General features: G+C 71.7%; 9 protein-coding genes. 2 read left to right on the plus strand and 7 right to left on the minus strand.

Features of this window, described 5'->3' with window-relative positions; genetic code table 11:
- Window positions 1-18: 18 nt before the first annotated feature.
- Both LNW72_RS10280 and LNW72_RS10285 read right to left on the minus strand, forming a co-directional pair.
- Window positions 19-801, minus strand: a complete 783-nt coding sequence (locus LNW72_RS10280; protein ID WP_250975123.1) for an SDR family oxidoreductase — start codon at window positions 799-801, stop codon at window positions 19-21.
- Window positions 798-2144, minus strand: a complete 1347-nt coding sequence (locus LNW72_RS10285) for an L-fuconate dehydratase (RefSeq protein WP_250975124.1) — start codon at window positions 2142-2144, stop codon at window positions 798-800. Before LNW72_RS10285 ends, LNW72_RS10280 begins: the two co-directional genes overlap by 4 nt.
- Before the next feature lie 109 nt (window positions 2145-2253).
- Between LNW72_RS10285 and LNW72_RS10290 the strand changes: the two genes are divergently transcribed.
- Window positions 2254-3273 (plus strand): hypothetical protein, encoded by a 1020-nt coding sequence (locus LNW72_RS10290; RefSeq protein WP_250975125.1) that lies wholly within the window; start codon window positions 2254-2256, stop codon window positions 3271-3273.
- A 171-nt stretch (window positions 3274-3444) separates the two neighbouring features.
- Window positions 3445-4407: a PAC2 family protein gene (locus LNW72_RS10295; protein ID WP_250975126.1), complete on the plus strand. Its 963-nt coding sequence runs from the start codon at window positions 3445-3447 to the stop codon at window positions 4405-4407.
- Between the two features lie 156 nt (window positions 4408-4563).
- On the opposite strand, the gene LNW72_RS10300 is transcribed toward LNW72_RS10295, so the two are convergent.
- The 5 genes from LNW72_RS10300 to LNW72_RS10320 form a co-directional block, all read right to left on the minus strand.
- Complete coding sequence (locus LNW72_RS10300; RefSeq protein ID WP_250975127.1) at window positions 4564-7596, minus strand: NPCBM/NEW2 domain-containing protein; 3033 nt, start codon at window positions 7594-7596, stop codon at window positions 4564-4566.
- Window positions 7597-7842: 246 nt separating this feature from the next.
- The gene (mshC, locus tag LNW72_RS10305; protein ID WP_250975128.1) at window positions 7843-9072 is read right to left on the minus strand and encodes a cysteine--1-D-myo-inosityl 2-amino-2-deoxy-alpha-D-glucopyranoside ligase; all 1230 of its coding nucleotides are present in this window, start codon (window positions 9070-9072) and stop codon (window positions 7843-7845) included.
- A 183-nt stretch (window positions 9073-9255) separates the two neighbouring features.
- The gene (locus LNW72_RS10310; protein ID WP_250975129.1) at window positions 9256-10155 is read right to left on the minus strand and encodes an SCO1664 family protein; all 900 of its coding nucleotides are present in this window, start codon (window positions 10153-10155) and stop codon (window positions 9256-9258) included.
- Entirely contained in the window at window positions 10119-10709 is a 591-nt protein-coding gene (locus LNW72_RS10315) for a DUF3090 domain-containing protein (protein WP_138354778.1), read from the minus strand. The genes LNW72_RS10310 and LNW72_RS10315 overlap by 37 nt, the downstream gene beginning before the upstream one ends.
- A 188-nt stretch (window positions 10710-10897) precedes the next feature.
- Window positions 10898-11635 carry a histidine phosphatase family protein gene (locus tag LNW72_RS10320; RefSeq protein WP_250975130.1) on the minus strand — a complete coding sequence of 246 codons (738 nt, stop codon included), beginning with the start codon at window positions 11633-11635 and terminating at the stop codon, window positions 10898-10900.
- Between the last annotated feature and the right edge of the window lie 47 nt (window positions 11636-11682).

The raw sequence follows: 11682 nt of genomic DNA on the forward strand, positions 1-11682 counted from the left end.
GTAGCGGCTCGGAAATGCTCAGGAGGTGGGGCGGAGTCTCAGGCCTTGCATGCCACCGTCGACGGCGAGTGCCGTCCCGGTGACGCTCGCGGCGGCGGGGCTCGCCAGGTAGGCGATGGCCGCGGCGACCTCGTCGGCGGCGACGAGGCGGCCCAGCGGTTGCCGGGCGTTCAGTGCGGCGCGCTCGGCGGCCGGATCGTCGGCATGGTCGAGCAGTCTGCCGATCCAGGGGGTGTCGGCGGTACCGGGATTCACGCAGTTGACGCGTACGCCCTCGCGGACGTGGTCGGCGGCCATCGCGAGCGTCAGCGAGAGCACCGCGCCCTTGCTGGCGCTGTACAGGGCGCGCTGCGGGAGTCCCGCGGTGGCCGCGATGGAGCAGGTGTTGGTGATGGACACACAGCCGGGGCGGTCCGCAGCGGCGGCCCGCAGGTGCGGCAGTGCGGCCCGCGCGGTGCGCACCATGCCGAGGACGTTGATGTCCAGGACGCGGAGCCATTCGTCGTCGTCGTTCTCCTCGACGGTGCCGATCGCGCCGATCCCCGCGTTGTTGACGAGGATGTGCAGGCCGCCGAGGAGTCCGACGGCCTCGGCGACCGCGGCGCGTACCGCGGGGCCGTCGGCGACGTCCGCGGTGACGGCCAGGGTGCCGGGCGGCGCTCCCGCGGGGTCGCGGTCCAGGACGGCGACGCGCGCGCCGCGCGCGGTGAGCAGGGCGGCGGTGGCGGCGCCGATGCCGGAGGCGCCGCCGGTCACGAGGGCGGTGAGCCCCTGGAGGTCACGGTCTTGGCTGCTGTTCATGCGGATCCTTCCTCCCGGGTCTGCGGGACCGGGCAGCCCTCCTGCCGGATCTGCCAGACCGGGCCTTCCGGGTAGCGGTGGTCGGCGATGGAACGGGGTTTCATCCGGGCGGAGAAGCCGGGACGGGCGGGGGCGCGGTAGCGGCCGTGGTCGATGACGACGGGGTCCTCGAAGTGCTCGTGGAGGTGGTCCACGTATTCGATGACCCGGTCGTCCCAGCTCCCGGAGACGGCGACGTAGTCGAACATCGCCAGGTGCTGGACCAGTTCGCACAGGCCGACACCGCCGGCGTGCGGGCAGACCGGCACCCCGAACTTGGCGGCGAGCAGCAGGATCGCGATGTTCTCGTTGACCCCGGCGACGCGGGCCGCGTCGATCTGGACGAAGTCCACGGCGCCGGCCTGCAGCAGTTGCTTGAACATGACGCGGTTGGCGGCGTGTTCACCGGTGGCGACCTTGACGGGCTGCCCGGCCCGCACCGCGGCGTGCGCGAGGATGTCGTCCGGGCTGGTGGGCTCCTCGATCCAGTACGGGTCGTAGACGGCCAGGGCCTTCATCCACTCCAGCGCGGCGGAGACGTCCCAGCGCTGGTTGGCGTCGACGGCGATCCGGATGTCCGGGCCGACGGCCTCGCGGGCGATGCGCATCCGGCGCAGGTCGTCGCCGAGATCGGCGCCGACCTTGAGCTTGATCTGGTGGAAGCCGTCGGCGACCGCTTCCTTGGACAGCCGGGCGAGCTTCTCGTCGGAGTAACCGAGCCACCCCGGCGAGGTGGTGTAGGCGGGGTAGCCGCGGTCGCGCAGCAGCGCGGCCCGCGCGGCCCGGCCGGGTTCCGCGGCGCGCAGGATGTCCAGCGCCTCCTCGCGGGTGAGCGCGTCGGTCAGATAGCGGAAGTCGACCATGTCCACGATCTGTTCCGGGCTCATCGAGGCGAGGAACTCCCAGACCGGCTGTCCGGCCCGCTTGGCCGCCAGGTCCCAGGCCGCGTTGATGACGGCGCCGGCCGCCATGTGCATGACGCCCTTCTCCGGGCCCAGCCAGCGCAGCTGCGAGTCATGGGTCAGTTCCCGGTGGAGCCCGCCAAGATCACCGGTAACACTGTCCACGCCGCGCCCCAATACGTAGGGTCGCAGGGAGCGGATCGCGGCGGCGGTGACATCGTTACCGCGGCCGATCGTGAAGCAGAAGCCGTGACCCTCCAGGCCGTCGGGGTCATCGGTGCGCAGAACTACGTAGGCGGCGGAGTAGTCGGGGTCGGGGTTCATGGCGTCCGAGCCGTCGAGCTGCTCCGAGGTCGGGAAGCGTATGTCGTAGACGTCGACCTCGGTAATGGTCGGACTCACGTACACCCCCGTCGTGAGACATCGGATCTTTTTTCGAACAACCGATGTATAGCGCCGAAAACCTCGCGAAGTCCAGGGGGTAGAGCCAACTTTGTGGAAGACAGATCGGATGTCTCGCGAGAGACTCCTGAAATGGCTGCGTCGTGGGGCGCTGGTGACCGCTGTGGTGGTCCTGGTGCCCGTAGTGGCGGTGGCCATCGCGCTGCGGCTCGAATACGCCGGGGATCCCGGCGCGGCGGGCCGCACCCGGGGGCATGACGCGGTCTGGCTCGGGCACGCCTGGGTCGACGGCCGGCACAACGCGGCCGACCTCGAAGCCCTGCGCGTCCAGGTGCAGGGCACCGGGATCCGGGACCTCTATGTGCACACCGGACCGCTGGAGCAGGACGGCAGCCTCGATCCGAAGCTCTACCCGGGCTCGGCGTGGCTGATCAGCGAGGTCCACCGGGTCCTGCCGGGCGTCCGGGTGCAGGCCTGGCTCGGCAACGTCATCGCGCACCACGACGGGGACGATGGGCTGCACCTGGCCGACGAGGCCACCCGCGCCCGCATCCAGGCCAGCGGCCGGCAGGTGCTGGCCGCCGGATTCGACGGCGTCCACCTCGATCTGGAGCCCAACTACTCCGGCGACAAGGACTTCCTGGACGTCCTGGACCGGTTGCGCGCCACGACCTCGGCGCACGGCGCCGCGCTGTCGGTGGCCACCCACCAGATCGACCCGCTGCCGGGGCTGCACCACGCCGGGCTCTTCTTCGGCAATCCCAAGTGGTGGTCGCAGAAGTACTTCGCCGAGGTCGCCCGCCGCGTCGACCAGGTCGCGGTGATGGCGTACGACTCGGCGATGCCACTGGAAAGCCTGTTCGGGGGTTACCTCGCCCAGCAGACCGCCCTCGCCCTGGAGGTCACCCCGGCCGGTACCGACCTGATCATGGGGCTGCCCGGCTACCACACCAGCACCAGCGGGCACCATCCCTCCGCCGAGACCGTCACGGCCGCCGTACGCGGCGCGCGACTGGGTCTGGCCAGGCACGGAAAGGACCGCGAGGCCTTCGGTATGGCGCTCTACGTGGACTTCGCCGCGACCCCCGGCGACTGGGCCGCGTACCGGTCCGGATGGGGCGGGCGCTGAGCGCCGTACGAGCGGATGGTGACCGGGCGAGTACGTGCGATGACCGTGGGGATCATCCTGGTACGAGGGCTGCGGAGAGGGCCTCCGTAAGCCGTAGGCTGGTCCCGCACTGACACGAACAGCAGCCGGCAGGGGACGGCCTCGCCCCCTCCGGCCGGAAGGAGGCGCTGGGTGATCGAGCTCGAGGGAGTACCCGAGCTGATCGACCCGGTCATGGTGGCCGCGTTCGAGGGCTGGAACGACGCCGGCGACGCAGCCTCCACCGCGGTCGGCCACATGGACCGGGAATTCAAGGGGGAAGTCTTCGCGGCACTGGACGCCGAGGACTACTACGACTTCCAGGTCAACCGGCCGACCGTCTGGCTGGACGCCGGGGTACGCAAGATCACCTGGCCGACCACGCGGCTGTCGGTGGTCCGCGTCCAGAACCCCCGGCCCCGTGACCTCGTGCTGGTCCGCGGCATCGAGCCGAGCATGCGCTGGCGCTCGTTCTGCAACGAGATCCTGGGCTTCGCCCATGAACTCGGCGTGGAGATGGTCGTCGTGCTGGGCGCGCTGCTGGGCGACACCCCGCACACCCGCCCGGTCCCCGTCACCGGGGTGACCTCCGACGCGGACCTGGCCGTCGCCCTGAACCTGGAGGAGTCCCGCTACGAGGGCCCGACCGGCATCGTCGGCATCCTCCAGGAGGCGTGCACGCACGCCGGCATCCCGGCGGTCAGCCTGTGGGCCGCCGTCCCGCACTACGTGTCGCAGCCGCCGAACCCCAAGGCGACGCTCGCCCTCCTCAACCGCCTGGAGGACCTGCTCGACGTGCGGATCCCGCTCGGCGAACTGCCGGAGGACGCGCGCGCCTGGCAGGTCGGGGTGGACCAGCTCGCGGCCGAGGACAGCGAAGTCGCCGAGTACGTGCAGACGTTGGAGGAGGCCCGCGACACCGTCGAACTGCCGGAGGCGTCGGGCGAGGCCATCGCCAAGGAGTTCGAGCGCTATCTGCGGCGCCGCGACCCCGACACCGGCGAGGCCCATCCCTACCTCAGGGACACCTCCTCCGGGCCCCATCAGGGGCCCCAGCATCCCGCACGGGGTGGCACCAAGGACGAGCCGGAGGCGGACAACTCCGACGACGACTGAGGGGCCGGGGGACGGGCCCGTAGGGAGGGGGGTCCGAAATGCTGCCGAGCTATTTGTGAGCCGCCAGGCTCGTGAATAGTCGATTTCGGACCCCCCTCCCGGAGGGACCGGCCCCCGGCCCCGGCCGTCGGTCACCGCGCCAACGGCGCCACCGCGCTACGCGCAGCTGAACTTCGCCGCGGCCCAGTCCCCGTGGTCACCGCTCTTGGAATTGTTGGTGTCGGTGATCTTCAGATGGACGTGGCGCGCCCCGCCGAGCGGGACGTCCACCGGCACGGTCGCGGAGGCGCCCGTCACCTTGGGCGAGGTCCACAGCACCTTGCCGTCGGCCTCGACCGAGAAGGCCACCTCCCCGTAGCCGTTGATCTCGTCGTCGATCCCGGCGTCCGCGGTGAAGCGGGTGCAGCGGCCGCCGGTGTACAGCTCGATGTCGGAGTCGGCGTGGGCACCGATCCCCTTGGGGTAGACCGTGCCCGCCAGGGTGATCGGATGACCGTCCTCGGCACCCGACTCCCCGTTGCTGCGGTCGCGTTCGGGCGGCCCGTAGCCGTTCCCCTCGCCCAGCCACACCATGTCGCTCGCCCAGGTGTCGGCCACCGGCGGCCGTGGCATCGCGGAGACCGCGAACGGCTGCGCCGTCACCCGGTCCTGCCCGGTCGTCCGATAGGCGGCGGAGGCCGTCAGCACGGCCTCCCCCGGTGCCGCGTTCTGCGGCGGGGTGACGGTGACCTGGACCCGCCGGGTCGTCCCGGCGGGAATGCGGCCCACCGGCGCGGGGGCGGTCACCGACCAGCCTGCCGGTGCCTTCAGCGTCAGCTGGACGCCGGTGGCGTCCCTGCTGCCCGCCGTCACGTCCACCGGCACGGTGGCCGGCACGCCCGCGCCGACCTCCTGCGCCGGCGGCGACGACACGACGGCGGCGCTGCCCGGCGCCTTGCCGCCGAGCGCGCTCGCGCCCAGCAGCCGCAGGGCGAACGGCTTCGCGGTGCTCAGCGACTGGGTCTTGGCCTGCACCACGCCGCCCCGGTCGGCCGCGTCGAACCACCAGCCGCGCGAGGCCGCGTCGAAGGCGGCCTTGGAGGTGTACTTCGGCAGCGCGGCCCCGTCCAGCAGCAGACCGGCCGGCGCGTCACCGGTGTGCACGGTGAACTGGTACGGCCGTGCGGTCTGCTTGCCCTGGAAGGTTCCGTTGCTCGCGCCGACGTCGACGGTCACATCGCCGGCGCCGGACGACGGGGCCCGGACGGTGACCTTCTGCTGCGCGGACTTCCCGGCCCGGCTCTGCCGGGTGACGCCGTCGTCCTCGTACAGCGTGAAGGAGGACGTGCCCTGCGGGTAGACGTCCCAGGCGACCGGCGAGGACGGGGTGCGGTCCTGGTAGGACCTGATGCCGGGCCACATCGGCACGGCGGCACCGGCCTTGACGAACAGCGGCAGGGTGCCCAGCGGCGCGCTGTAGCCGTTGACCGTGGTCGGGCCCTGGTAGACGCGGCCGGTCCAGTAGTCGGTCCAGGTGCCCTTCGGCAGATAGATGCCGTCGCGCACCGCGGTGTCCTGGTAGACCGGCGCCACGAGGAAGTCCTCGCCGGACAGGAACTCGTACTTCGCCGCGTCGGAGGCGGCCTTCGGGTCGTTCGGGTACTCCAGCGCGAGCGGCCGCACCTGGCCGACGCCGGTGCGGTTCGCCTCGGCCGAGTAGGAGTACGTGTACGGCAGCAGCGACTCCTTGAGCTTGAGGTACTGGCGGTTGATGGACGTGTACGGCTCCCCGTACTGGTACGGCTGCTTGTCGTTCGCGGCCCAGCCGTCCATCGTCATCACGGCCGGCAGGAAGGACTTCCACTCCAGGTCGCGGGTGTAGGTCTTGGGGCTGCCGCCGAAGATGCCGTCGATGTCACCCGAGGTGTAGGCGAGGCCGGACATCGTGGCGCCCGCGTACGTCGGGATCTGCCAGCGGATGTACTCCCAGCTGCCCGACTGGTCGCCCGACCACTGCACACCGCAGCGCTGCGCGCCCGACCAGCTCTCGGGGGCCCAGGTGAAGCCGCGGGCGTCGCTGTTGTCCTCGATGCCCTGGTAGGCGTCCTTGCAGCCGTCGAGGGCGAACTTGTAGCCGTCGCCGACCCACGCCACGTCGAGCTTGGCGATCCGCTGGCCGGCCTTGACCTGGTCGGCGAGCTTGTCGATGCCGTCCTCGGTCCACAGGCCGGTCTTCATCTTGCGGTCCTGGAGACCGGCGGAGGTCTGCGGGAGGTTCTCGTAGCCGCAGCCGTAGCCGTCGTTGACGAGCATCCAGCCGTTCGGCATGTCGTTCTTGACGTAGTCGTCGGCGACCTTGAGGGAGTCCAGGGTGTGCCGCTCGCCCCGGTTGGCGTTGTGCAGATAGCAGTCGGAGTCACCGACTTCGAGCCCGTACACGGGCGGCAGGAAGGGGCGGCCGGTCAGCTGGGTGTACTGGCCGATGACGTCCTTGGCCGACGGTCCCGCGAAGTAGTACGCGTCGAAGCGGTTCTCCTGCTCGGTCGTCGCCACCGGATCGGTGAAGGCGTACGTGCCGGGCGCGTAGGTGTTGCGGAAGGCGCCGTAGCCGGCCGTGGACAGGTAGAACGGGACGGAGTTGGGGTGCCCGCCGTCGTTCCAGTTGTCGTCCACGCCGACCTCGACGGTCTGGCCGCGGTGCGAGGTGTTGCCGCGGCCGTTCTGCATTCCGGCGCCGTAGAACTGCTCGGTGGCGCCGCGCTCCAGGGTCTGGGTGGTCCTGGTGCCGTTCCACGTCAGGCCCTTGGACTCGGCCCAGACCTTGGTGCCGTCGGCGCGGTAGAGGGCGAAGCGCAGCGGTGACTTGTACGCGCGCAGGGTGACCTGCGAGGTACTCAGCTCGTACCGGTCACCCGCGTCCCGCCACCGGGTGACGGGCGCGGCGCCCTGCGGCAGCACGATGTCGCTGCCGGTGGGGTCGCTGAACTTCCCGTCGGGCGCGAGCTCCACCCGGAACGTCTGCCCGGACACGAAGGTGACCCGGGCCTCGGCCTGGCCGGCCGTCAGATGGTAGACGGGCCCGGCGGCGGAGAATCCGGTCAGGTTCCCGACGGTGCTGTCGGCGGGCGCGGCGGCGTGGGCCGTGCCCGGGACCGGGACGAGGAGGGCCACGAGCAGGCCCAGCAACACGATCAGTGGTATCGCCGACATTCTGCGACGTTCTTGAGCATCCCTGTGCATGAACACCTCTCCGGCTGCACTTGCGCGCAGTTAGAAGCAAGAAATGAGCAACTGCGAGCGTGTATAGCGCAGATGCCGTGCTCATGACCAGAGGGCGTTCGGGTCCCGGACCATGGTTTGCGGTGCGGCGGGCCCGTTCCGCGGTCCGCCGCGCACAACGAAACGGCCCCGGCGGTGATCCGCCAGGGCCGTTCGGTCGGGCTATGAGTCGTCGGGTTACAGCGCGACGCCCAGGAGTGCGTCCACCGCACGGGAGACCACACCGGGTGCTCCCTCGTCCGTGCCGCCGGACAGGGCCTGCGAGGCGGCCCAGCGGTCGACCGCGGCGAGCGCGGCCGGTGCGTCCAGGTCGTTGGCGAGCGCCTCGCGGATCTCCTCGACGAGCACCTCGGCCGGCGGTCCGTCGGGACGGGAGACCGCCGCGCGCCAGCGGGCGAGGCGTTCGACGGCGTCGGCGAGCACGCCGTCCGTCCACTCCCAGTCGGCGCGGTAGTGGTGGGCGAGCAACGAGAGCCGGATCGCGGCCGGGTCGACCCCGTCACGGCGCAGCTGGGAGACGAAGACCAGGTTGCCCTTGGACTTCGACATCTTCTCGCCGTTGAGGGCGACCATGCCGGCGTGCACGTACGCCTTGGCCATCGGGAACTCGCCGGTGAGCACCTGGGCGTGCGAGGCGCCCATCTCGTGGTGCGGGAAGGCGAGGTCGGAGCCGCCGCCCTGGACGTCGAAGCCCATGCCGAGGTGGTCCAGCGCGATGGCCACACACTCGATGTGCCAGCCGGGCCGGCCGCGGCCGAGGGAGGCGCCGTCCCAGCTCGGCTCGCCCTCACGGGCGGCCAGCCAGAGCATCGGGTCCAGCGGGTTCTTCTTGCCGGGACGGTCCGGGTCGCCGCCGCGTTCCGCGGACAGGATCCGCATCGCGGTCGCGTCCAGCCGGGAGACCTGGCCGAAGTGCGGGTCGGAGTCGACGGAGAAGTAGGTGTCGCCGCCCAGTTCGTAGGCGGCGCCGAGCTCCAGCAGCCGTTCGACCAGCGGGACGATCCCGGGTATGGCCTCGACGGCGCCGATGTAGTGGGCCGGGGGGAGCATCCGCAGCGCGGTCATGTCCTCCCGGAACAGGGCGGTCTCACGCTCGGCGAGCGCGGTCCAGTCGTCTCCGTTGGCGATGGCCCGCTCCAGGAGCGGATCGTCGACGTCCGTGACGTTTTGGACGTACTGCACCTGACGCTTCGTATCGAGCCACACGCGCTGCACGAGGTCGAACGCGTTGTAGGTGGCCGCGTGCCCCATGTGGGTGGCGTCATAGGGAGTGATCCCGCAGACATAGATGCGGGCGACCGAACCGGGGTCCAGGGTTACCGGGCCACCGGTCGCGGTGTCGTGGAGGCGGAGGTCGCGGCCACTGCCGGGAAGGGCAGGGACGTCGGAAGCGGGCCAGGCATACATGACATGAGCGTAACCGGACGTGGGTTCCGGAAACGAACCGGAGGCAGGCTGGAGTGCGGATGGGCCGGATTCGCCGTCTTGACTTTTCCGCGCGCCGCCGTCCGGGAGGTGCGGCCCGGGGTCCTCGGCCGGACGGCTGTGCCGGCAGGGCAGACCTGGGGCTGTGGAGTCCTCGACGGGTGGCTAGACGGGCGGCCAGGGGATGGCCGGCCACTGGCCGCTCGGCCGCGGGTAGCGACCGGTGCGCAGCAGATCCGCCACTCGGGTGCCGACCGCCGCCACCTCGGCCTCGGTGAGCAGCTCGGCGAGCCGGCCGCCGAGCTCGCCCTCCAGGGCGCTCGTGAGGTGCCGGAGCACCTCGACGGCGTCCTCGGGCAGCGGTTCGTCCGCCCAGCCCCACAGGAGGGTGCGCAGCTTGTCCTCGGCGTGGAAGGCGATGCCGTGGTCGATGCCGTAGAGCCGGCCGTCCGGTGCGGACAGCAGATGGCCGCCCTTGCGGTCGGCGTTGTTGATCACGGCGTCCAGCAGGGCGATCCTGCGCAGCCGCGGATCGTCGGCGTGCACCAGCAGCGCGGTGCGGCCGCCGCCCACCTCGGCGCGGACGACGGCCTTCCAGCCCTCGCCCGGCTCGTCCTCCTCGACCAGGGCCAGCAGTTCCGGCTCCTGGCCGGGCTTCTCGTCGGCCTCGTCGATCCACAGCTGGCACATGCCCTCGCCGTACGGGCCGTCGCGCAGCACCGTCGGCGGTACGAGGCCCCAGCCGGTGGCCTCCGAGACCAGGTACGCGGCCACCTCGCGCTCGGCGAGGGTGCCGTCGGGGAAGTCCCACAGCGGGCGCTCCCCGGCGACCGGCTTGTACACGCACTCGGCGGTCCGGCCGTCGAGGGCGACCTCGCAGTACAGGACGGCGTTGGAGGCGTCGCGCAGCCGCCCGCGCACGGTCAGCTCACCGCGGGTGAGCAGCTCCATGGCGTCCCCGGCAGCGCCGGGGCCGGCGGGCGGGCCGGTGGTGTCGCCCGCGGCGCCGGACGGGCCGGCGTCGCCGGTCAGGCCCCCCGCCGGTACCCGTTCTGGCGCGGGCATACGTGTCCTTCCGGGTCCAGGGGCAGGCTGCACAGCGGGCACGGCGGACGGCCCGCCGAGACCACGTCCAGGGCCCGCTTGGCGAAGGACCGGGCCTGCGCGCCGGTCAGGTGGACCCGCAGCAGCGGCGGGCCGTTCTCGTCGTCCTCGCGCAGTTCCTCGGCCGCCTCGAGGGTGGCGTCGTCGGCGTCGGGCTCGACCTCGACGAGTGCCTGGGCCTCCAGGACCATGCGCTCCTGGGTGCTGTCCCAGGCCAGCGCCATGGTGCCGACCCGGAACTCCTCCTCGACGGGACTGTCGAGCGGCGCGGTGTCGGCCAGTTCGCCCGGCGCGACCGCGGGCACCACGGTGCTGCCGCCGGTCCGCCGAACGACCTCGTCCAGCAGCTCGTCGATCCGTTCGGCCAGCGCCGCGACCTGTGTCTTCTCCAGGGCGACGCTGGTGGTACGGCCTGCGCCGGTCGCCTGCAGGAAGAAGATGCGCTGGCCCGGCTCACCGACCGTGCCGGCGACGAACCGGTCCGGCTGTTCGTAGAAGAAGACCTGACGGGGCACGTCCTGCTCCGTTTGCTCGACTGTGCGGCTGCTCGACTGTGGGACTGCTCAGCTGTGGCGGTGCTCAGTTGCGGCTGTGCTCAATTGTTTGGGCTCAGTTATGGCTGTTGACCGGCCGTTCCGTACCGCCGGACACGGGTCCGGGGCGGTGGAACACTGCCGGTCCACCACCCTACTGCGGAAGCCGATCACGGTGTGCCGGTGCCACCACCGACCACCGCGTCCCCCGTCGTGTCCCCGGCCGCGTTTCCGGCCGTTTCCGACGCTTCGGTGGCCGCCGCGGACGGCGCGGGCGCCAGCCCGGTGAGGTCTCCGGTGTCGCCGAGCCGCAGCAGGAACGGCCGGTAGGCGGTGTAGCGGATCGCGGTCACCGAGCAGGGGTCGACGGCGATCCGCTGGAAGAGGTCGAGGTGCATGCCCAGGGCGTCGGCGGCGATGGCCTTGATGATGTCGCCGTGCGAGCAGACGGCGTAGACCGCGTCGGGTCCGTGGCTCTCCTCGATCCGCGCGTTCCAGTCCCGTACCGCGTCGACCGCGCGCGCCTGCATGGCCCGCAGCGACTCGCCGTCCGGTCCGGGGAAGACCGCGGCGGACGGGTGGCGCTGCACGGTGGCCCACAGCGGCTCGTCGGCGAGCTCGGCGAGCTTGCGGCCCGTCCAGTCGCCGTAGCGGCATTCGCCGATCCGGTCCTCGGTGTGAACGGGCAGCTCGGGGCGGGTGTCCAGCATCGGCTGGACGGTCTCCCGGCAGCGCTGCAGCGGGCTGGTGACGACGGCGGCCAGCGGCACCACCGACAGCCGGGCGGCGAGCTCGGTGGCCTGGGCACGGCCGCTGTCGTCCAGGGCGACGCCCTGGCTCCAGCCGGCCAGCACTCCGTCGGCGTTGGCGGTGGACCGCCCGTGGCGGACAAGGATCACGGTGGGCATGCGGGCCAGCCTACGTCGGTGGTGTGACTTCGCCGGATCGCGGAAGA

Origin of the sequence: Streptomyces sp. RKAG293 (genome assembly GCF_023701745.1) — a bacterium.
Taxonomy (GTDB): Bacteria; Actinomycetota; Actinomycetes; order Streptomycetales; family Streptomycetaceae; genus Actinacidiphila.